At 73.9% G+C, this 21,488-nt stretch carries 18 protein-coding genes; 13 read left to right on the top strand and 5 right to left on the bottom strand.

The genetic code is table 11. The features are described from left to right. Positions 1 to 127 precede the first annotated feature (127 nt). The 7 genes from ACI769_RS06650 to ACI769_RS06620 all read left to right on the top strand — a co-directional run bounded on the left by ACI769_RS06650 (position 128) and on the right by ACI769_RS06620 (position 8,186). Entirely contained in the window at positions 128 to 1,549 is a 1,422-nt protein-coding gene (locus tag ACI769_RS06650; RefSeq protein WP_034652417.1) for a Gfo/Idh/MocA family protein, read from the top strand. Between the two features lie 103 nt (positions 1,550 to 1,652). Then, positions 1,653 to 2,927 carry a sugar ABC transporter substrate-binding protein gene (locus tag ACI769_RS06645; protein WP_034652420.1) on the top strand — a complete coding sequence of 425 codons (1,275 nt, stop codon included), beginning with the start codon at positions 1,653 to 1,655 and terminating at the stop codon, positions 2,925 to 2,927. Positions 2,928 to 3,000: 73 nt separating this feature from the next. Beyond that, positions 3,001 to 3,954: a carbohydrate ABC transporter permease gene (locus ACI769_RS06640; RefSeq protein WP_083385437.1), complete on the top strand. Its 954-nt coding sequence runs from the start codon at positions 3,001 to 3,003 to the stop codon at positions 3,952 to 3,954. Next, complete coding sequence (locus ACI769_RS06635) at positions 3,951 to 4,871, top strand: carbohydrate ABC transporter permease (protein WP_232422954.1); 921 nt, start codon at positions 3,951 to 3,953, stop codon at positions 4,869 to 4,871. Before ACI769_RS06640 ends, ACI769_RS06635 begins: the two co-directional genes overlap by 4 nt. An 8-nt stretch (positions 4,872 to 4,879) precedes the next feature. After that, the gene (locus ACI769_RS06630) at positions 4,880 to 5,938 is read left to right on the top strand and encodes an NAD(P)-dependent oxidoreductase (RefSeq protein ID WP_034652423.1); all 1,059 of its coding nucleotides are present in this window, start codon (positions 4,880 to 4,882) and stop codon (positions 5,936 to 5,938) included. After that, positions 5,938 to 7,125 (top strand): dihydrodipicolinate synthase family protein, encoded by a 1,188-nt coding sequence (locus tag ACI769_RS06625; protein WP_409141387.1) that lies wholly within the window; start codon positions 5,938 to 5,940, stop codon positions 7,123 to 7,125. Before ACI769_RS06630 ends, ACI769_RS06625 begins: the two co-directional genes overlap by 1 nt. After that, positions 7,122 to 8,186 (top strand): hydroxyacid dehydrogenase, encoded by a 1,065-nt coding sequence (locus tag ACI769_RS06620; protein ID WP_409141386.1) that lies wholly within the window; start codon positions 7,122 to 7,124, stop codon positions 8,184 to 8,186. The genes ACI769_RS06625 and ACI769_RS06620 overlap by 4 nt, the downstream gene beginning before the upstream one ends. Positions 8,187 to 8,266: 80 nt before the next feature. On the opposite strand, the gene ACI769_RS06615 is transcribed toward ACI769_RS06620, so the two are convergent. Beyond that, positions 8,267 to 9,265 carry a DMT family transporter gene (locus tag ACI769_RS06615; RefSeq protein ID WP_409141385.1) on the bottom strand — a complete coding sequence of 333 codons (999 nt, stop codon included), beginning with the start codon at positions 9,263 to 9,265 and terminating at the stop codon, positions 8,267 to 8,269. Between the two features lie 82 nt (positions 9,266 to 9,347). Here ACI769_RS06615 and ACI769_RS06610 point away from each other — a divergent pair, with 82 nt between their 5' ends. Together ACI769_RS06610 and ACI769_RS06605 are read left to right on the top strand one after the other, a co-directional pair. Then, the gene (locus ACI769_RS06610) at positions 9,348 to 10,259 is read left to right on the top strand and encodes a LysR family transcriptional regulator (protein ID WP_409141384.1); all 912 of its coding nucleotides are present in this window, start codon (positions 9,348 to 9,350) and stop codon (positions 10,257 to 10,259) included. Between the two features lie 269 nt (positions 10,260 to 10,528). Beyond that, a complete protein-coding gene (locus ACI769_RS06605) occupies positions 10,529 to 10,990 on the top strand; it encodes a tRNA (cytidine(34)-2'-O)-methyltransferase (protein WP_085388869.1) in 462 nt (153 codons plus the stop codon). Positions 10,991 to 11,094: 104 nt separating this feature from the next. Here the strand turns inward: ACI769_RS06605 and ACI769_RS06600 are convergent, their stop codons facing one another. Both ACI769_RS06600 and xylA read right to left on the bottom strand, forming a co-directional pair. Next, positions 11,095 to 12,690 (bottom strand): xylulokinase, encoded by a 1,596-nt coding sequence (locus ACI769_RS06600; protein WP_409141383.1) that lies wholly within the window; start codon positions 12,688 to 12,690, stop codon positions 11,095 to 11,097. Between the two features lies 1 nt (position 12,691). After that, a complete protein-coding gene (gene xylA, locus ACI769_RS06595; RefSeq protein ID WP_409141382.1) occupies positions 12,692 to 13,873 on the bottom strand; it encodes a xylose isomerase in 1,182 nt (393 codons plus the stop codon). Between the two features lie 101 nt (positions 13,874 to 13,974). Here xylA and ACI769_RS06590 point away from each other — a divergent pair, with 101 nt between their 5' ends. Continuing rightward, positions 13,975 to 15,204, top strand: a complete 1,230-nt coding sequence (locus ACI769_RS06590; protein ID WP_409141381.1) for an ROK family protein — start codon at positions 13,975 to 13,977, stop codon at positions 15,202 to 15,204. Positions 15,205 to 15,245: 41 nt separating this feature from the next. Here the strand turns inward: ACI769_RS06590 and ACI769_RS06585 are convergent, their stop codons facing one another. Together ACI769_RS06585 and ACI769_RS06580 are read right to left on the bottom strand one after the other, a co-directional pair. After that, a complete protein-coding gene (locus ACI769_RS06585) occupies positions 15,246 to 16,769 on the bottom strand; it encodes an alpha-N-arabinofuranosidase (protein WP_171467486.1) in 1,524 nt (507 codons plus the stop codon). A gap of 65 nt (positions 16,770 to 16,834) precedes the next feature. Continuing rightward, positions 16,835 to 17,836, bottom strand: a complete 1,002-nt coding sequence (locus tag ACI769_RS06580) for a LacI family DNA-binding transcriptional regulator (RefSeq protein WP_043654319.1) — start codon at positions 17,834 to 17,836, stop codon at positions 16,835 to 16,837. A 308-nt stretch (positions 17,837 to 18,144) separates the two neighbouring features. On the opposite strand from ACI769_RS06580, the gene ACI769_RS06575 reads away from it, so the two are divergent. From ACI769_RS06575 to ACI769_RS06565, 3 genes are all read left to right on the top strand, one after another. After that, positions 18,145 to 19,086, top strand: coding sequence for a carbohydrate ABC transporter permease (locus tag ACI769_RS06575; RefSeq protein ID WP_114553153.1), 942 nt, complete (start codon positions 18,145 to 18,147; stop codon positions 19,084 to 19,086). Positions 19,087 to 19,090: 4 nt separating this feature from the next. After that, complete coding sequence (locus ACI769_RS06570) at positions 19,091 to 20,029, top strand: carbohydrate ABC transporter permease (RefSeq protein WP_114553152.1); 939 nt, start codon at positions 19,091 to 19,093, stop codon at positions 20,027 to 20,029. Positions 20,030 to 20,139: 110 nt separating this feature from the next. After that, positions 20,140 to 21,471: an ABC transporter substrate-binding protein gene (locus ACI769_RS06565; RefSeq protein ID WP_043654300.1), complete on the top strand. Its 1,332-nt coding sequence runs from the start codon at positions 20,140 to 20,142 to the stop codon at positions 21,469 to 21,471. Positions 21,472 to 21,488: the final 17 nt, after the last annotated feature.

Here is a 21,488-nt window from a genome sequence, read left to right as displayed (position 1 = left end):
AACACGAGCGCCGATCTGGCGTAACATCGGCATGGCAGGCTTGCTATAGCAAATAGCAAACGAGGCCTGCCAGGGGCGGGAGACCCCCGCCCCGCAGGACCATCGCAACGGAGCAAGGACCGCACACGTGACCCCCACCCCCCAGCCTGTCACCGTCGCCCTCGTCGGCGCCGGGAACCGCGGACAGACGTACGCGCGCTGGATCGCCGAGCACCCGGAGCGCGCCCGTCTGGTCGCCGTCGCCGACCCTCGGGCGCACCAGCGCGGGCTCGTCGTCGACCAGGCCGTCGCGGCCCAGGCCGCCGCGGCTCAGGTCGGCGGCCCCGCCGACCCGGCCGTCACGCCCGCCGCCACCACCGCTGCCGCGCTCGCCGCCGACACGTCCGCGCCCGCCGTCGGCCTGGGCGCTGCGCTCCCGCAGGTCGCAGAGTTCGCCGGCTGGCAGGACCTCGTCGCCGCGGGCGACGCCGACCGGGCCGCGGGGGGCACGGGCCGGGTCGCGGACATGGTGATCGTCGCGACGCAGGACCGCGAGCACCGCGACCCCGTCGTCGCGCTCGCGCCGCAGGGGTACGCGATCCTCGTCGAGAAGCCGCTCGCGCCGAGCCCGGAGGAGTGCCGGGACGTCGTCGACGCGGTCGAGGCGTCGGGCGTGCTCTTCGGCGTCTGCCACGTCATGCGCTACATGCCGTACACGGACCTCGTGAAGTCCGTCGTCGACTCGGGCGTCCTGGGCGAGATCGTCAACGTCCAGCACCTCGAGCCCGTCGGCTGGTGGCACGACGCCCACTCCTACGTGCGCGGCCCGTGGCGCTCGGAGAAGACGTCGAGCCCGATGCTCCTCGCGAAGTCGAGCCACGACCTCGACTGGATCCGCTACGTCACGGGCAAGCGGATCACGACGGTCGCGAGCTTCGGCTCCCTGAAGCACTTCCGGCCCGAGGAGCGGCCCGCGGGCGCGGCGGACCGCTGCCTGGACTGCCCGCTCGAGCCGACGTGCCCGTACTCGGCCCCGCGCCTGTACCTGTCGACGCTGCGCGAGAAGGGCCCGATCTGGCCGGTCTCCGTCATCACGGACGCGACCGACGAGGCGGGCGTCGTCGAGGCGCTGCGCACGACCGACTACGGCCGCTGCGTCTACGCCTCGGACAACGACGTCGTCGACCACCAGGTCGTCGCCATGGAGCTCGAGGGCGGCGGCGCGGCGACGTTCACCATGACCGCGTTCTCCGAGCAGGACCACCGCAAGACCCAGATCTTCGGCACCCACGGGTGCCTCGACGGCGACGGGGAGAAGGTCCGCGTGACCGACTTCCGCGACGGCAGCGTCACCGTGCACGACGGCGGCCACCACGGCGCCACGAACGCCGCCGACGACCACGGCGGCGGCGACTCGGGGGTGATGGACGCGTTCGTGCGCGCCGTCGCGACGGGGGACCCGAGCCACGTCCGGTCAGGCGCCGTCGAGTCCCTGCAGAGCCACCTCGCCGTGTTCGCGGCCGAGGAGTCGCGCCACCGGCGCACCGTCGTCGACGTCCCGGCGCGCTGACGCGCCGGGCCCGACGACCGCACCACCACAGCACCACACCGCCCAGCAGCACCCCCATCCCCACCCGCCCACCCGGGCGGGACCTCACCAAGGAGACACGTCGATGACCCTGCGCACGACGAAGCGCCTCTGGACCGCCGCGCTCGCGGTCGGCACGCTCGGCGCGCTGAGCGCCTGCGCCGGCGGTGCCGGCGCCGGCAGCTCCACCCCCACGCCCGAGGACGGCGCCGCGTCCGGCTCCGTCACCATGTGGACCTACCCCGTCATCGCCGACGAGGCCGCCCACAAGGCCTTCTGGGACGAGCAGGTCGCCGCGTTCCAGGAGGAGAACCCCGACGTCGACGTCAAGGTCGAGATCTACCCGTGGGCCGGCCGCGACGAGACGCTCGCGACCGCGATCGCGGGCAACAAGGGCCCCGACGTCGTCTACCTCATCCCGGACCAGATCCCGAAGTACGGCAAGTCCCTCGCCGCCGTGGACAACTACGTCACGGACCAGGTGGGCGACCTGCGCGAGAACGCGTCGAAGGCCGTCACGGTCGACGGCGCGATGCTCGGCTCGCCGCTGATCATGAACAGCAAGCCGCTCGTGTGCAACGCCGCGGCGTTCGAGGCCGTCGGCGAGGCGGGGAACTACCCCGAGACGTGGGACGACCTCATGGCGCTCGCGCCGACGTTCCAGGCCGCCGGCTACGACGTCACCAACTACTGGGGCTCGGTCGACGCGACGCTCAACGAGTCCTTCTACCCGCTGCTGTGGCAGGCAGGCGGGTCCGTCTTCTCCGAGGACGGCTCGTCGGTCGCGTTCGACTCCCCCGAGGGCGTCGAGGCGCTGCAGTTCGCGGTCGACCTCGCCGAGGGCGGGTACATCGAGAAGGACCTGCTGACGACCATCCCCGCGTTCGAGCAGACGAACACCGCCAAGGGCAAGATCGCGTGCACCTGGCAGCAGGGCCCGGCGGACGTCGCGGGCTTCTGGGGCGAGGAGAACGTCGTCGTCCTGCCGCCGCTCAAGGAGGCGGAGGCGGTCGCGTTCGGCACCGTCGGCTCGCTGTCCGTGCTCAAGACGGCCGACAGCCTCGACGCCGCGGGCAAGTGGGCCGCGTTCGCGACCTCGCCCGAGGTGAGCGCCGAGTACGCCAAGGCCGCCGGCTGGTTCTCGCCGTACGAGAGCGAGTCGGGCCTCTACGCCGACGACCCGGTGCTGTCCGCGCTCGAGGAGACGCTCCAGTACACGACGGCCGGCGAGGTCAACGAGAAGTCCCGTGAGGTCATGGGCGTGCTCGCCCCGGAGCTCCAGGCCGCGCTCATCGGCGAGAAGACGCCCGAGCAGGCGCTGAAGGACGCGGCCGCGGCGGCGAACCCGCTGCTCGGCTGACCGACGCCGCGGCGCGGGCAGCCGTCCCCCTGCTGCCCGCGCCGCGGTACCTCGCGGTACGAGAGGAGAACCCATGACCGCGACCGCCCCCACCTCGGACGGGCTGACCGCCGACGGGGCCGACCGGCGCCCGGCGCCGAAGCCCCCGCGCGGCACGACCCGCCGCGTCCTGGAGCGCCGTGAGGCGAGGATCGGCCTGCTGTTCGCCCTCCCCGCGTTCCTGCTGTTCCTGCTGTTCCGCTTCGGCCCGGCGATCGCCGGCGTCGCGCTGAGCTTCTTCGACTACACCATCGGCGTCGGCGCCGAGTGGACGGGCGTCGAGAACTTCCGGCGCATGGTCGACGACCCGATCTTCTGGTCGGCGCTGCGCGTCACGGTCGTGCTGAGCGTGCTCATCGTCCCCGTGTCGCTCGCGATCTCGACGTTCATGGCGCTCATGGTGCGCCGCTCGTTCCGCGGCTCCGGCTTCTACCGCTCGGTGTTCTTCCTGCCCGTGGTCACGAGCCTCGTGCTCGCGGCGACCGTGTTCACGTGGGTGTTCTCCACGAACGGCCCGTGGTCGAAGCTCATGGGGGCGCTCGGGTTCTCGACCGACTCCTGGCTGGGCGACACGCTGCTCGTGCTGCCCGCGCTCGCGATGGTCGCGATCTGGTCGCGCTTCGGCTACGGGATGCTCATCCTCCTCGCGCGCATGCAGGACCTGCCGCGCGAGCTCGAGGAGGCGGCCGCGATCGACGGGGCCGGGCCGTGGAAGCGGTTCTGGTTCATCATCGCGCCGCAGCTCAAGCCGACCCTGTTCTTCCTCGCCGTCATCGAGACGACGGCGTCGTTCCAGATCTTCGACCTCGTCTACGTGATGACGGCGGGCGGGCCCGCCCGGGCGAGCTACAACCTCGTCTTCTACATCTACGACCAGGGCTTCAAGTACTTCGACCTCGGCTACGCGAGCGCGCTCGGCGTCGCGCTGTTCGTCGTCACGCTGGTCGTCGCCCTGATCCAGCGCTACGCCATCGGGAGGGACAAGTGACCGCCGTCGACCCCACCACCACCGGGCGGGTGCTCGAGGGCGCCGCGATGCCCGTGCGCCCCACCGCGACCCGCCGCCGGCGCGGCCGCAAGGGCGCGAGCGACCTGTCGCTGCGCGGCAAGGTGCTGCGCTACGTCGTGCTCTCGCTCGCCGCCGTCGTGACGATCTTCCCGTTCTACGCGATGGTCGTGCTGTCGCTGAAGCCGGCCGCCGCGATCGACTTTCCCGCGTCGCTCCTGCCGACGAACCTCACGACCGAGGCCTACGGCCGCGTGCTCGGCGCGGGCAACATCGGCACCTGGCTCGTCAACACGCTCGTGTACTCCGTCGTCTCCGTCGTCGCGGTGCTGCTGCTCGCGTCGATGGCCGGCTACGCGTTCGCGAAGAAGAAGTTCCCCGGGCGCGAGGCGATGTTCTGGTCGTTCCTCGCGATGGTCATGGTCCCGTACCACGTGACGCTCATCCCGACGTTCATCCTCATCGCGCAGGCGGGCGGGCTCGACACGTACTGGGGCCTGATCCTGCCGACGCTCGCGAACGCGCAGGCCGTGTTCCTCATGCGGCAGTTCATCCTCGACCTGCCCGACGAGCTGTTCGAGGCCGCGAAGCTCGACGGCGCCTCGGAGTGGCGCATCTTCCTGCGCATCGTGCTGCCGCTGTGCAAGCCGATCCTCGCGACGCTCGGCACGTTCGTCTTCCTGTGGCACTGGAACGACTTCCTGTGGCCGCTCATCATCGGCCAGGGCACCGACCACTGGACGCTGACCGTCGGCATCGCCTCGCTCCAGCAGCAGGACGTGCCGCTCAACATGGTGCTCGCGGGCGCCACCATCTCGTTCGTTCCGATCTTCGCCTCGTACCTCGTGGCCCAGCGCTTCTTCGTCGAGGGCGTCACCTCGTCCGGCATCAAGGGATGACTCACCACATGACCACGCAGACCAGCACCACCGCCCTCAAGGCCCCGACGTCCGTCGCGGAGCTCGAGGAGCTGCTCACGACGCCGTCGCCCGCCCTCGTGGAGGACCTGGCCGCCCGCTCGGGCGACCTCGTCATCCTCGGCGCGGGCGGCAAGATGGGCCCGAGCCTCACCGTCCTCGCCCGCCGGGCGCTCGACGCGGCCGGGCGCACGGGCGACGCCGTGCACGCCGTCTCGCGGTGGTCCGACCCCGAGCAGGCCGACCGCCTCCGCGACGCCGGGGTGAACGTCGTCGCGGCCGACCTGCTCGCGCCGGACGCGGACCTCGCGGCCCTGCCCGACGGCGCCGACGTCGTCTACATGGTGGGCGCCAAGTTCGGCACGTCGTCCGCGCCGTCGCTCGCGTGGGCCGCGAACGCGGCCCTCGTGCACGACGTCGCGCGCCGCTACGCCGACTCGACCATCGCCGCGTTCTCCACCGGGAACGTCTACCCGCTCGTGCCCGTCGAGTCGGGCGGGTGCTCCGAGGAGCACCCCGTCGGGCCGGTCGGCGAGTACGCGATGAGCTGCCTCGGCCGCGAGCGCGTGCTCCAGCACGCCGCGCTCTCGCGCGGCACGAAGGTCGTGACGATCCGCCTCAACTACGCCGTCGACCTGCGCTACGGCGTCCTGTTCGACGTCGCGTCGCCGATCCTCGCGGGCGAGCCCGTCGACCTCACCACCGGGCACGTCAACGTCGTGTGGCAGGGATACGCGAACGAGGTCGCGCTGCGCTCGCTCGCGCTCGCGTCGTCGCCCGCGACGGCGATCAACCTCACCGGACCGGAGACGGCGTCGGTGCGGCGCCTCGCGGAGCTCCTCGGCCGCGGCCTCGACCGCGAGGTGTCGTTCACGGGCGAGCCCGCCCCGACGGCGCTGCTCAACGACGCGACGCGCTGCCACGAGCTGTTCGGCTACCCGCAGGTGCCGCTGCGCACGCTCGTGGACTGGCAGGCGCAGTGGCTCGCGGCCGGGCTGCCGACGAGCGGCAAGCCGACGAAGTTCGCCGTGCGCGACGGGGCGTTCTGATGACGGCCCCCACCACCCCCGCCGCGGCGTCGGCCACCCCGCGCCTCGCCGACGACGTCGCCGCGCTCCTGCGCGCGGGGACCGTCATCCCGGCCCAGCCCCTCGCGCTCGACGCGGACCGCCGCCTCGACGAGCGCCGCCAGCGCGCGCTCACGCGGTACTACCACGCGGCGGGCGCGGGCGGCGTCGCCGTCGGGGTCCACACGACGCAGTTCGAGATCCGCGAGCACGGGCTCCTGCGGCCCGTGCTCGAGCTCGCGGCCGAGGTGTCGCGCGCGACGGCCGCGGGCGACGCGCCCGCGGGCTCGCTGCACACCGGGCCCCGCCCGCTCGTCCAGGTCGCGGGCGCGGCCGGCGACGTGCGGCAGGCCGTCGCGGAGGCGGAGCTCGCGGCATCGCTCGGCTACGACGCGGTGCTGCTCGCGCCGCGCGTGCCCGGTCTCGCCGGCTCGCGCGAGGAGGTCGAGCGCGTGCTGCTCGACCGCGCCCGCGCCGTCGGCGAGGTGCTGCCCGTCATCGGGTTCTACCTCCAGGAGGCGATCGGCGGCCCGCGCCTGTCCGTCGGCTTCTGGCGCGAGTACGCGTCGATCGAGGCGGTCGTCGCGATCAAGGCCGCGCCGTTCCACCGCTACCGGACGATCGACGTGCTGCGCGGCGTCGCCGCCTCGGGTCGCGGCGACGAGATCGCGCTGTACACGGGCAACGACGACGCGATCGTCGCCGACCTCACGCAGCGCCTCGACGTCCCGGTGACCGACGCCGAGGGCCGCGCCTCGACCTTCACGGCGCGGTTCGTGGGCGGCCTGCTCGGGCAGTGGGCGGTCTGGACCCGGGGCGCCGTCGAGACGCTGGCCCTCGCGCACGCCGCGCACGGCATCGGTCCCGACGGCGGGGCCACCGTGCCCGACGCCGCCGCCCTCGCGACCCTCACCGCGCGCGCGGCCGGGCTCACCGACGCGAACGCGGCCGTCTTCGACGCGGCGCACGACTTCGCGGGCGTCATCGCGGGCGTGCACGAGGTGCTGCGCCGCCAGGGCCTGGTCGACGGCATCTGGTGCCTCGACCCGGACGAGACCCTCTCCCCCGGGCAGGCCGACGAGCTGACGCGCGTGACGGCGTCGTACCCGTGGCTCGTGGCCGCGGACGACGCGCTCGTCGCGGAGCACCTCGAGGACTGGCTGCGGTGACCGGCGCGCCCGGCCCGGAGACCGTCGCGGGGCCCGGCCCGGGTGCCGGGGCCGCGCGCGCGGTCGTCGCGGTCGCGCCGTGGCTGCGCACCGAGCTGTTCGCCCCGGACGTGTGGGAGCGCCTGGCCGGCGCGGGACCGTTCGACGTCGTCGACGACCCGCGCGCGCTCGGCGCCGCGCTCGACCGGCTGAGCCCCGCGGCGCGCGAGCGGGTCGACGCGCTCGTCATCTCGTGGGGCACGCCGCCCCTGGACGCGGACCTCCTGGACCGGCTCCCCGGGCTACGGCTCGTCGCGCACACGGGCGCCTCCGTCAAGCCGTTCGTCACGCCCGCGCTGTGGGAGCGCGGGGTCCGCGTGACGCAGGCGGGCCAGGCGATGGCACGCCCGGTGGCCGAGGTCTCGGTGACGTTCGCGCTCGCGCTGCTCCACCAGGTCCCCGCGTTCCACAACGCCCTGCACGACGGCGTCCCGTGGGCCGACGCGGAGGCCGCACCCCCGCGGTACGAGATCGCGGGCACGCGCGTCGGCGTCGTCGGGGCGTCGCGCACCGGGCGCGCGGCGATCGCGATGCTGCGCGCGCTCGGCGCGGAGGTCGTGGTCGCCGACCCGACCCTCTCCCCCGCCGACGGCGCCGCGCTCGGCGCGACCCTCGTCGGGCTCGACGAGCTGCTCGCGACGAGCCGCGTGACGATGCTGCACGCACCCGTGCTGCCCGAGACCCACCACCTGCTCGGCGCGCGCGAGCTCGCGCTCCTGCCCGACCACGCCGGGCTCGTCAACACCGCACGGTCGTGGCTCACGGACGAGGACGCGCTCGTCCTCGAGCTCGCGAGCGGGCGGATCAGCGCCGCGCTCGACGTCTACGACGCCGAGCCGCTGCCCGAGGACCACCCGCTGCGCCGCCTGCGGAACGTGCTCCTCACGCCGCACCACGCCGCCGCGACGGTGCAGGGCCGGCTCGCGCAGGGCGCGATCGTCGTCGACGAGCTGGAGCGCTTCCGCGCGGGCGAGCCGCTCGTCCACGAGGTGCGTGAGGCCGACCTCGACCGCATGGGCTGAGCCCGCGGCGGGGCCGGGTCGGAGCGTGTCGCACCGGGCGGGCAGGGTACGTCGGACCGGGTCGGACCGGCCGGAGCGGGTCAGGCTCGCGCGGCCGGCACCGCGGGCACCGGGGCGACCCGCCGCCCTGGGAGGGTCGCGACCGCGACCCCGGCGAGGCACAGCGCGCCGCCCGCGAAGGTGACCGGCGCCGGGACCTCCGCGAGCACGAGCCAGGAGAGCACCACCACGAGCGGCGGGACGAGATACGTCGTCGCCGCGGCCCGGCCCGCGCTGAGCCGCGAGAGCGCGTAGCCCCACGTCGTGAACGCGACGGCCGTCGGGCCGAGCCCGAGCAGCACGACCGCCCACGTCGACGACGGCGGCGCCGCGGCGGCGTCGGCCGCGAGCGCCGGGGCGAACGGCAGGAGCGCGACCGTGCCCGCGAGGCACCCGACCCACGTCATCGTCAGGGCGTCGACGTGCGCGAGGAGGCGCTTCTGCGACGTCGCACCCGCGGCGTAGAGGACGGCGGCGGTGAGCCCGAGCGCCACGCCGACGACGTCGCGCTCGCCCGAGGACGTCGCGGCCGCGATGACCGCGACCCCGGCGAACGCCGAGGCCATGCCGACGAGCAGGCGCCGCGGGAAGCCCTCGCCGAGCAGGAGGCCCGCGAGCACCGCGACGAGGACGGGCGCGACGTTGACGAGGAGCGCCGTCGTGCCGGCGTCGAGGTGCTGCTCGGCCGCGTTGAGCGCGAGGTTGTAGAGGCTGAACCAGCCGACGCCCCACGCGAGGACGCCCGCGAGCACGCGGCCGCGGGGCAGCACGGGCCGGTGCCCGCTGCGGAGCCACCGCACGGCGACGACGGCGGTGAGCCCGAGGCTGCCCGCGAGCTGGCGGCCCAGGGCGAGCGACCCGGGCGCGTAGTCGTGCCCGGCGGCGCGCACGCCGATGAACGCCGACGCCCACAGCACGACGGTCACGGCCACCGCGAGGACGACGGGCAACCCGGCGCGACGCGCCGGTCCGCGGGCGGAGGGCAGGCCGGGCCGGGCGGAGCCGACGGGTGTCGTCGTCGAGGTCTCGGGTGCGGTCACGGGTCGATCGTCGCCCCGCCGCACCGTTCAGCACCAGCACGTGTTCCTACCGTTCGATGCAGTACGGCTGTAGCGTGAGGGGATGCTGGACGTGCATCGTCTCCGGATCTTCCGCTCCGTCGTCGCGAGCGGCTCGGTCCAGGCCGCCGCCGCCAACCTCGGGTACACGCCGTCGGCGGTGAGCCAGCACGTGGCCGCGCTCCAGCGCGAGACCGGGCTCGCGCTCCTCGAGCGCGCCGGGCGAGGCGTGCGGCCGACGGCCGCCGGGCTCGAGCTCGCCGCGCAGGCCGACCGCGTGCTCGCCCGGCTCGGCGAGGTCGAGGCCGTCGTCGCGGACCTGCGCGCCGCGCGGACCGGGACCCTGTCGCTCATGTACTTCGCCTCCGCGGGCTCCGCGTGGCTGCCGCGCGTCGTCCGACGGCTCACGACCGAGTTCCCCGGGGTCCGGCTCGACCTCGCCCTCGGCGAGGCGATCCCCGACGACCCCGACGCCCGCGCCGACGTGCAGGTCGCCGTCGCGTCGCCCGCCTTCGTCCCCGGCACCGGGTTCCGGGCGCACCACCTGCTCGACGACCCGTACGTCGCCGTCCTCCCCGCCGACCACCCGCTCGCCGGGCAGCCCGAGGTGGAGATCGCCGCGCTCGCGACGGAGCGCTGGGTCGACAACGACTTCGCGCGCGGGTGGTGCCGCCGCAACCTCGTCGAGGCGTGCACCGCGGCGGGGTTCTGCCCGCCGTTCCACGTCGAGGCCCACGACTACCCGACGGCGGTCGCGTTCGTCGGCGCGGGCATCGGCATCACGGTGCTGCCGCGGCTCGGCGCGGTGCACCTGCCGCCCGGCCTCGTCGCGGTCCCGGTCGTGCGGCCCGCGCCCGTCCGGTCGGTCTACGCCGTCGTGCGCGACGCCGCCGCCTCGACGCCGCCCGCCCGGGCGGTGCTCGACGAGCTGCGCGCGGTGGCGCGCGCGGGCGCCCCTGAACCGGTCGCGCGCTGAGGCCCGACACCTCCCGGCCGCCGAGGTAGAGCCCTGGTCCGCCGAGGTAGAGGCGTGGTCGCCCGCGGCGGGCCACCACACCTCTACCTCGCGCCACCGGGGCTCTACCTCGCAGGACCAGCCCACTCCCCGGGGAACTAGGGCTCTACCTCGCGGGGGCGCACCTCCCTCGCGGCGCTGCGAGAATCGGGGGCGTGAGCGAGACCCCCGACCCCCGCACCGACTGGCGGCCGCACGTCGCCGACCCGGCTGCACGACCGCCGTCGACCCTGCCCCACGTGGTGTTCTTCGAGCCGCGCATCCCGGGGAACACGGGCAATGCGATCCGCCTCGCCGCGGTGACCGGGGCGCGTCTGCACCTGGTCGAGCCGCTGGGCTTCGACCTGGACGAGCCCAAGCTGCGCCGCGCGGGGCTCGACTACCACGACCTCGCGAGCGTCGAGGTGCACCCGGACCTCGACGCCGCGCTGGCGACCCTCCCGGGCCGGGTGTTCGCGTTCACGACCCGCGCGACGGCGTCGTTCACCGACGTGACGTACCGGCCCGACGACGTCCTGCTGTTCGGCCCGGAGCCCACCGGCCTGCCCGACGACGTGCTGGCTCACGAGCGGATCACGGACCAGCTGAAGATCCCCATGCTGCCCGGTCGCCGGTCGCTCAATCTCACCAACGCGGCGTCGATCGCCGTCTACGAGGCGTGGCGCCAGACGGGCTTCGCGGGCGGTTCCTGACCGTGGCACCCGACCGGCCCACCGCCCCGGCACCGTGAGTGCATGAAACAGTCGCGCCCGAAGGCCTCGGGCGCGACTGTTTCATGCACTCAGCGGGGGTGGGGTTAGACGAGGTCGCGGACCGCCGCGTACTGCTCGCGGATCGCCGGGACCGGGTCTGCCTCGACCACCGTGGCCGACGACGCGGCCCACGTGGGCGGGGCGACGTCCGCACCGGAGCCGCCCGCCTCGTGCGCGGCGAGGACCCATGCCGCCTGGCGCGCGGCGCCGTCGGCCACGTACTCGCCGGGCTCGGGGACCGTGACGGGCAGGCCGAGGACCTGCGGCGCGATGCGCCGGACCGCCTCGGACTGCGCGCCGCCGCCGATGAGCTGCACGCGCTCGACCCGGACGCCGAGCGCCCGCAGCGCGTCGAGCCCGTCCGCGAGGCCGCACAGCATGCCCTCGACGTACGCGCGCGCGAGGTGCTCCGGCGTCGACGTGCCGAGCCGGATCCCGTGCAGCGTGCCGGACGCGTCAGGGCGGTTGGGCATGCGCTCGCCCTCCAGGTACGGCACGAGCACGAGCCCGTCCGCGCCGGGAGGCGCCTGGAGCGCGAGCCGCGACAGCCCCGCGTGGTCGACGCCGAGCACCGCGCGCGCGGCGTCGAGCACCCGGCTCGCGTTGAGCGTCACCGCGAGCAGCAGGTACCGGCCCGTCGCGTCGGAGAACCCGTTGACGAGGCCGGAGCCGTCCGCCGTGCGGTCGTCGGTCACGGCCGACACGACGCCCGACGTCCCGATCGACACCGCGACGTCGCCCGCGACCATGCCGAGGCCGAGCGCCGCACCGGCGTTGTCGCCCGCGCCGGGGCCGAGCAGCGTGCCGCCCTCGACCGCGCTCCCAGCGACCGAGGGGTGCGCGACGCCCGCCGTCGCCGACGGCCCGACGACGCGCGGCAGCACGACGTCGGTCCGTCCGAGGGCGAGCTCCAGCAGGTCGAGGCGGTACGCGCCCCGGCCGTCGGGGCCGTCGTCCCTCGTCGCGTCGTAGTAGCCCGTGCCCGACGCGTCGGACGCGTCGGTGACGAGCGCGTCGAGGTCCGGGCCGAGCGGCGCGGACCCGTCGCCCGCGGGGCCGTACCCCGCGATGCGCCACGTGAGCCAGTCGTGCGGCAGCGCGACGGCGGCGACGCGCGCCGCGTTCTCCGGCTCGGCGTCGCGCAGCCAGCGCAGCTTGGTCACGGTGAGCGACGCGACCGGCACGGACCCGATCGCGTCGGCCCACGCCTGGGCGCCCGCCTCGGTCGCGGACTCGACCCGGTCGTGGGCGTCGGGGACGCCCTCGGCGAGGCGGGCCTCGCCGAGCTCCCGGATCAGGTCGCGCGCGGCCGGGGCCGAGCGCGTGTCGTTCCACAGGAGCGCGTCGCGCACGACGTTGCCGTCCGCGTCGAGCGCGACGAGACCGTGCTGCTGGCCGCCGACGGCGAGCGCCGCGACGTCGTCGAGCCCGCCCGCCGCGGACGCGGCCTCGCGGAACGCGTCCCACCACGCGTCGGGGTGGACCTCGGTGCCGTCGGGGTGCTTGGCCGAGCCCGTGCGCACGAGCGCGCCCGTCCCGGCGTCGCGCACGACGACCTTGCAGGACTGCGTGGACGTGTCGACGCCGGCGACGAGCACGCGCTCGCCGCCGGCGTCGGACGTCCTGGCGTCGGTGGCCACCTCAGCCGATGAGGTGCTCGAGCGCGAGCTGGTTGAGGCGCACGAAGCCGAAGTCGCGGTTCGCCGCGGCGTCGACGTCGAACTCCTCGTACGCGCTGCGGTCCGCGAGCAGGTCGGCCACGGACTCGCCCTCGCCCAGCGTGGGCTGGCCGAGCTCGAACACGCCCGAGTGCGCGAACGCCTCCTGGACGCGGCTGTCGGCGCGGTACGCCGCGGCCTTGCGCGCGAGCAGGCGGTAGGTCTCCATGTTGGCGCGCGCGGAGTCCCACACGCCGACCTCGTTCTCGGTGCGCGACGGCTTGTAGTCGAAGTGGCGCGGGCCCGTGTACGTGGGGCCGCCGTTCGGGAAGCCGTTCTCGAGCAGGTCGACCGTGAAGAACGCGGAGAGCAGGTCACCGTGACCGAACACGAGGTCCTGGTCGAACTTGATCGAGCGCTGGCCGTTGAGGTCGATGTGGAAGAGCTTGCCCGCCCACAGCGCCTGCGCGAGGCCGTGCGTGTAGTTGAGGCCCGCCATCTGCTCGTGGCCCGTCTCCGGGTTGAGGCCCACGATGTCGCCGTTGTCGAGCTTCGCGATGAGGCCGAGCGCGTGGCCGATGGTCGGCAGGAAGATGTCGCCGCGGGGCTCGTTCGGCTTGGGCTCGAGCGCGATCTTGAGGTCGTAGCCCTTCTCCTTGATGTACGCCGCGGTGAGGTCGAGGCCCTCGGCGTAGCGCTCGTGCGCGGAGTGCAGGTCCTTGGCGCCGTCGTACTCGGTGCCCTCGCGACCGCCCCACATGACGAACGTCTTGGCGCCGAGCTCGGCGGTGAGGTCGACGTTGCGCAGCACCTTGCGCAGCGCGTAGCGGCGCACGCCGCGGTCGTTCGACGTGAGGCCGCCGTCCTTGAAGACGGGGTGGCTGAACAGGTTGGTCGTCACCATCTCGATGACGAGGCCCGTGTCCTCCGCGGCCTGGCGCACCGCGTCGAGGCGCTTGGTGCGCTCGGCGTCGTCCGCGCCGAAGGGGACGACGTCGTCGTCGTGGAACGTGAAGCCCCACGCGCCGAGGTCGGCCAGACGACGCACCGACTCGGCCGGGTCGAGCGCCGGGCGGCTCGCGCTGCCGAACTGGTCCTGCGCGGTCCAGCCCACGGTCCACAGACCGAAGGAGAAGTTGATGTCCTGGATGGGCTCGTCGGCCACGGTGGTCTCCTCGTCGAGAGGGCCGGAGCAACGTCGGTCGACCCCGGCCTATTTATGTCTTACGGCTGAACTTATCCGCACGGGTCGGTAAGGTCAAGACCGTGAACCGCAGCGTCGCGACCCGGACGGGTCCCCCAGCAGCCCGCCAGGCCACGCTGCGCGAGCACAACCTGGCCCTGGTCGCGCGAGCCGTGTTCGAGGCGTCGCACCCGTGCTCACGGGCCGACATCGCCGGCGCGAGCGGGCTCACGCGCGCCACCGTCTCGACGCTCGTCGACCGGCTCGTCGCCGCCGGCATCGTGGCCGAGCTGCCGCCGGCCACCCCGCAGCGCGCCGGGCGGCCCGCCGTCCCGCTCGCCCCCGCGCCGCGCACCCTCGTCGGGCTGGGGCTCGAGGTGAACGTCGACTACCTCGGCGGCCGGGTGCTCGACCTCACCGGCGCCGTCGTCGCGGAGCACGTCGACCCGGACGACCTCCACGACAGCGACCCCACCGCGGTGCTGGCCCGCCTCGGCCGCATCGCGCACGACCTGCTCGCGCAGGTCCGCGCCGACGGCATGACGGTCGCGGGCGCACGCCTCGCCCTGCCCGGCCTGGTCGACCCGCGCGCCGGCCGGCTCGAGGTCGCACCGAACCTCGGCTGGTCCCACCTCGACCCCGTCCGCCTCCTCGGGCTCGGCCCCGACGTCGCCGTCGAGATCGGCAACGAGGCCAAGCTCGCCGCGCTCGCCCAGGCGAGCCACGGCGTCGTGCCCGACGACGCGACCGGGCCCGCGCCCTCGACGTACCTCTACGTGTCGGGCGACGTGGGCATCGGGTCCGCGATCGTCGTCGACCGCCGCCTGTTCCACGGCCGCCACGGCTGGACGGGCGAGGTCGGGCACGTCGTCGTCGACCCGCACGGCCCCCGGTGCCGCTGCGGAGCGACGGGCTGCCTGGAGCAGTACGCGGGCAAGGACGCGCTCCTGCGCGGCGCGGGCCTCCCCGTCGACGCGCCCACCGGGGCGCTCGTCGCCGCCCTCGACGCCGGCGAGCCGGACGCGCTCGCCGCGGTCGAGCGCGCCGGGACCGCGCTCGGCAGCGCCCTCGCCGACTACGTCAACCTCGTCGACATCGACACCGTCCTGCTGGGCGGCATCTACCCCGCGCTCCTGCCCTACCTGCGCGCCGCCGCCGAGGCCGAGCTCCGGGCGCGCGTCCTCGCCGCCCCCTGGACCGACGTCGTGCTGCTGCCCGCGCCGGTCGGCGACCACGCCGCGCTCACGGGCGGCGCGCGCGAGGTGCTGCGCCGCGTCGTCGAGGACCCGAGCGCCTGGGTCGCCGAGGACTGATCCCGGGCGCGCGCCGGTGGTGCGCGCCCAGGGGCCCCGCGTCAGGCCAGGTCGAGCCCGACCGCCGCCCACGAGAGCGCCGGGAGCGTCAGCCGCACCTCGCCGTCCTCGACGCGCGCGCCGAGCGGCACGGGGCGGACGGGCTGCGCGTCCCGCGTGTTGGTCACGAACCGGTCGTGCCCCTCGGGGACCGTCAGCACGACGGCGTCGCGCACCGCCCGCACCCCGCCCGCGGCGAGCGTGACCTCGACAGGGTGCTCCGGGTCACGGTTCACGCAGAACACCTCGACACGACCGTCGGCGGTCGTCGTCGCGGAGACGTCGACGACGGGCACGTCGCCGTACGCGGCGGTCGGGACGGTCGGGCAGTCCGCGGCGACGCGCAGCGCGGCGCCCCGCGCACGGGCGGCCGTGATCGCGAAGGGCCAGAAGATGGTCTGCCGCCACGCGTCGGCGTCGGGCTCGGTGCGGATCGGCGCGATGACGTTGACGAGCTGCGCCTGGTTCGCCATCGAGACCCGGTCCGCGTGCCGGACGAGCGAGTTGAGCAGGCTCCCGACGACGACGGCGTCCGCCACCGCGTACTCGTCCTCGATGATCCGCGGCGCGACGTTCCACGCGCCCGTCAGCAGCGGCTCCTTGTCCCGCTCGTTGAAGCGGTCGAGGTACCACACGTTCCACTCGTCGACGCTGATGCCGAGCCGCCGACCCTGCATCCGGTCGCCGAGCGCCGCCTCCTCCTCGTCGAGGATCCCCGCGACGGTCGCGATGTAGCGGTCGAGCCCGACGCCGGACGCGAGGAAGGAGGGCAGGTCGCCCGGGGTCTCCTCGTAGTAGGCGTGCAGCGACACGTGGTCGACGAGCCCGGCGGTCTGGCGGACCACCTCGCGCTCCCAGTCCCCGAACGTCGGCTGGTCGGCCGACGACGACCCCGCCGCGACGAGCTCGACCGTCGGGTCGACGAAGCGCATCAGCCGCGCGGTCTCGGCCGCGAGCCGGCCGTACTCGTGGGCCGTCTTGTGGCCGATCTGCCAGTCGCCGTCCATCTCGTTGCCGAGGCACCACAGGCGGAAGCCGAACGGGTCCGGCGCGCCGTTCGCCCGACGCTCGTCGGACAGCGCGGTACCGCCCGGGTGGTTGCAGTACTCGAGGAGCTGCGCCGCCTCGGCCGCGCCGCGCGTGCCGAGGTTGACCGCCATCATGACCTCGAGCCCCGCGCGCTCGGCCCACCCGGCGAACTCGTGCAGCCCGACCTGGTTGGTCTCGATGCTGTGCCAGGCGGCGTCCAGCCGGACCGGGCGCTGCTCGCGCGGGCCGACGGAGTCCTCCCACCGGAAACCGGAGACGAAGTTCCCGCCGGGGTAGCGCACGACCGTCGCACCCAGCTCGCGCACGAGCTCGAGCACGTCGCCGCGGAAGCCGTCGGCGTCGGCCGAGGGGTGCCCGGGGTCGTGGATCCCCCCGTACACGCAGCGCCCCATGTGCTCGACGAACGTGCCGAACAGCCGCGGAGAGACGGCGCCCACGGCGTCGTCCGGATCGATCTGGATGCGTGCGTGGGTCATGGTCCTCGTCTCGTGGGTCGGTGCCGACGGGTCGACGGCGGGGATCTGCGGTGCGCGGGCGACGCTCAGCGACGTGTGGCCGCGGCGGGCGGGGGTGCGGTGCTCGCGCGCTCGACGAGACGGGTGGGCACGAGCCGCGTCCCGGTCTCGGCGACGCCGTCGTGCACCTGGCGCAGGACCTGCTCGACGCACCGACGCCCCACCTCGGCGAAGTCCTGGTGGACGGTCGTCAGGGGCGGCAGGAACTCGCTCGACTCGGGCAGGTCGTCGAACCCGACGACGCTCACGTCCTGCGGCACGCGCCGGCCCGCGTCGTGCAGGGCGCGCACGAGCCCGAGCGCCATCTGGTCGTTCGCGACGAACACCGCGGTCACGTCGTCGTCCTCGGCGAGCCGCCGCCCGGCCTCGTAGCCCGACGCGGGCGACCAGTCGCCCCGCTCCGGCTCGGGCACCGGACGGCCGGCGCGCTCCAGCGTCTCGCGCCACGCGACGGCCCGGCGCTCGGCCGCGAAGGAGCTCTCCGGGCCGGCGAGGTGGTGGACGGTGCGGTGGCCGAGGTCGAGCAGGTGCTGCACCGCCTGGCGGGTGCCGTCCGCCTGGTCCGTGTCGACGACGGCGTACGCGTCGCCGGCGTCGGAGTCGGCGACCACGACCTTCACCCCGGGCGGGAGGTTGACTCGCGCCACGTCGAGCAGGTGCACCTCCATGAGGAGGATGATCGCGTCGACGGCCAGCTCGCCGAGGCGCGTGAACGCGCCGTGCACGCCACCCTGGGTCGGCGCGGCGACGGGGATGACGGTGATCGCGTAGCCCTGGGCGGCCGCGGACGTCGCGATGGCCTCGAGCGTGCGGACGTTGCCCGTGGTCGCGAGCGAGAAGAGGATCACGCCGATGGTCCGGAACGTGCCGCTCTTGAGCGCGCGGGCCGCGCTGTTCGGCCGGTAGTCGAGCTCGGCCATCGCGGCGAGCACGCGGGTCCTCGTCTCCTCCACGACCCCGGGGTGCCCGTTGGCGACGCGCGACACGGTCTGCGCGGACACCCCGGCCATCCGGGCGACGTCGGCCATCGACACGCGGCGGACGTCGTGCGGCCGGCGGGCCCGGGCCGGCTCGACGGCGGGGACCGTCTCGGCGACCGGAGCGGTCCGCCGCTGCGGCGCCGTCGTCGTGACGGGGGCGTCGTCGTCGAGCCGGTTGGTCATCCGTCGTCCTCGCGGTCAGTGGCGGCACAGCTCCAGCGCTGGTTCGGCGCCGTCGCGCCGACGTCGACCACCCTAAGCGATGTTTGCGCAAACATCGAATGTCGTGCATGCTGATGTTTGCGTAAACAAGGGCGACGACCGGCGTCCCCTTCCCCCGACGACGAGGACACAGCATGACGACGACGTCCCCACCCGTGGCAGGAGCGTCCCTGCCATCGGTCGACGCACCTTCGTCCCCCCGCACCCGACGCCACCGGCGCTCGTGGGTCGGCTGGGGCTTCGTGGGTCCGTTCATGGCCGTGTTCGCCCTGGTGTTCCTCGCACCCATCGCGTACTCCCTGTACCTGAGCCTGTTCCGCACGCAGATGGTCGGCGGCACGCACTTCGTGGGCCTCGACAACTACGCCCGGGCGTTCTCGGACCCGCAGTTCTGGGAGGCGCTCGGGCGCGTCAGCCTCTTCCTCGTGGTCCAGGTGCCGATCATGCTCGGCCTCGCGCTGCTCGTCGCCCTCGCGATCGACAGCGGCCGGCTCTACGGCAAGTCGTTCTTCCGCATCTCGATCTTCCTGCCGTACGCCGTCCCGGCCGTCGTCGCGACGCTCATGTGGGGCTTCATGTACGGCACGCGGTTCGGGCTCGTCGGCAACATCAACGACGCGCTCGGCGTCTCGCTGCCCAACCCGCTCTCCCCCGACCTCGTGCTCGCCTCGATCGGCAACATCGTGACCTGGGAGTTCGTGGGCTACAACATGCTCATCTTCTACTCGGCGCTGCGGGTGATCCCCACGTCGCTGTACGAGGCCGCGGAGCTCGACGGGGCCAGCCAGTGGCGCATCATCTCGGCGATCAAGCTGCCCGCGATCCGCGGCGCGCTGGTCATCGCGACGATCTTCTCGATCATCGGCTCCTTCCAGCTCTTCAACGAGCCGAGCATCCTGCAGGCGCTCGCCCCGAACGCGATCACGACGTACTTCACCCCGAACCTGTACGCGTACTCGCTGTCCTTCTCCGGGCAGCAGTACAACTACTCGGCCACGGTCGCGATCATCATGGGCGTCGTCACGATGATCGTCGCCTACGTGGTCCAGCTCCGCGGCATGCGCAAGGAGGCCTGAGACCATGACCACCGCGACCCCCACGGCCTCCGCCGCGTCCCGCCCCGGACCGAAGCCCGTCCGCCTCCGCACGCCCCGGCGTGCCGCGTACTCCGCCGACAAGCCCCGCCGCAGCGTGCTGCTCACCGTCCTGACCGGCGTCGTGCTCGTGTACTCGCTCGTCCCGCTCGTCTGGCTCGTCGTCAACGCGACGAAGACCCAGCCCGACCTCTTCGACAGCTTCGGGCTGTGGTTCGGCAGCGAGTTCGCGCTGGTCGACAACGTCGTCCAGACGCTCACCTACGACGACGGCATCTTCGTCCGCTGGCTCGTCAACACCCTGCTCTACGTGGTCGTGGGCGCCGGCGGGGCCACGTTCCTCGCCGTGATGGGCGGGTACGCGCTCGCCAAGTTCGACTTCCCCGGCAAGCGAGGCGTGTTCGCGACCGTCATCGGCGCCGTCGCGGTGCCGGGCACGGCGCTCGCCGTGCCGACGTTCCTCATGTTCAGCCAGATGGGCCTGACGAACACTCCCTGGGCCGTGATCATCCCGTCGCTGATCTCCCCGTTCGGCCTCTACCTCATGTGGACCTACGCCGCCGAGTCGGTGCCCCAGGAGCTGCTGGAGGCCGCCCGCGTCGACGGCGCCAACGAGGCCCGCACGTTCTTCCAGGTGTCCCTGCCGCTGCTCGCGCCCGGCATCGTCACCGTCCTGCTCTTCACCATGGTCGCGACCTGGAACAACTACTTCCTGCCGCTGATCATGCTCAAGGACCCCGACTGGTACCCGCTGACCCTCGGGCTCAACGCGTGGAACGCCCAGGCGGCCACCGCGGGCGGGCAGGCGATCTTCAACCTCGTCATCACCGGCGCGGTCCTGACGATCCTGCCCCTCGTGATCGCGTTCCTGTTCCTGCAGCGCTACTGGCAGTCCGGCCTCGCGGCCGGCTCCGTCAAGGAGTGACGGTCCGACGCCGGACCGTCCACCCACCCGCCGGCACCCCGGCGCACACCCCCACCCGCACCACCCCACGCACCACCCGTCCGTCTGACGACGAAGTGAGAGGAACCCGCATGTCCCCCATCACCCGCAGGTCGCGCCGAGCGACCGCCGCCATCGCCGCCACCGGCGTCCTCGCCCTCGTGCTCACCGCCTGCAGCGGCGGGTCGGGCGGCGGGAGCTCCGACGACGCGGAGAGCGCCCTCGAGGAGGGCGGCACGATCACCGTGTGGGCCTGGGACCCCACGCTGGAGAGCGTCGCCGCCGACTTCGAGGAGGAGAACCCCGGGGTGACGGTCGACATCGTCAACGCCGGCACCGGCAACGACCAGTACACGGCCCTCCAGAACGCGATCGCCGCCGGCTCCGGCGTGCCCGACGTCGCGCAGATCGAGTTCTACGCCCTCCCGCAGTTCGCGCTCTCCGAGGCGCTCACCGACCTCTCGTCCTACGGGGCCGACGACCTCGACGGCACGTTCACGCCCGGCCCGTGGGACGCCGTGACGCAGGGCGACGGCGTCTACGCGCTGCCGACCGACTCCGGCCCGATGGCGCTCTTCTACAACAAGCGCGTGTTCGACGAGCACGGCATCGCGGTACCGACGACGTGGGACGAGTACGTCGAGGCCGCCCGGGCGCTGCACGCCGCCGACCCCGGCGCGTACCTCACCAACGACACGGGCGACGCCGGCTTCACGACCTCCATGATCTGGCAGGCCGGCGGGCGCCCCTACCAGGTCGACGGGACCGACGTCACCGTCGACTTCTCCGACGAGGGCACGCAGAAGTTCGCGACGACGTGGCAGCAGATGATCGACGAGGACCTCGTCGCGCCCGTCACGTCGTGGAGCGACGAGTGGTACCAGGGCCTCGCCGACGGGTCGATCGCGAGCCTCGTGATCGGCGCCTGGATGCGCGGCAACCTCGAGACCTCGGTCGAGTCCGCCTCGGGCGACTGGGCCGTCGCGCCCATGCCGCAGTGGGAGGCCGGCGCCGACGTCACCTCCGAGAACGGTGGCAGCTCGCTCGCCATCCCGGCGGCGAGCAAGAACCAGGACCTCGCGTGGGCGTTCCTCGAGTACGCGACGGTCGGTGACGGGATCGCGACCCGCGTCGCCGAGGGCGCGTTCCCCGCGACCGTCGCCGAGCTCGAGGCCGACGACTTCACGCAGCAGGAGTTCGAGTACTTCGGCGGCCAGAAGGTCAACGAGGTCCTCGCGGACTCCGCCGCGCACGTCGCCGAGGGCTGGGCGTACCTGCCGTTCCAGGTGTACGCGAACTCCGTCTTCAACGACACCGTCGGCAAGGCCTACGTCTCGGGCACCCCGCTCGCCGACGGGCTGACCGCGTGGCAGGACGCCACGGTCACCTACGGCAAGGACCAGGGCTTCACCGTCAACGAGTGACGCGCTGACACCGTCAC

Source organism: Cellulosimicrobium sp. RS (genome assembly GCF_046159675.1).
Classification (GTDB): Bacteria; Actinomycetota; Actinomycetes; order Actinomycetales; family Cellulomonadaceae; genus Cellulosimicrobium; species Cellulosimicrobium funkei.
Note: the sequence above shows the minus strand (reverse complement) of the source record. Positions and strands in the feature narration are given on the sequence as shown.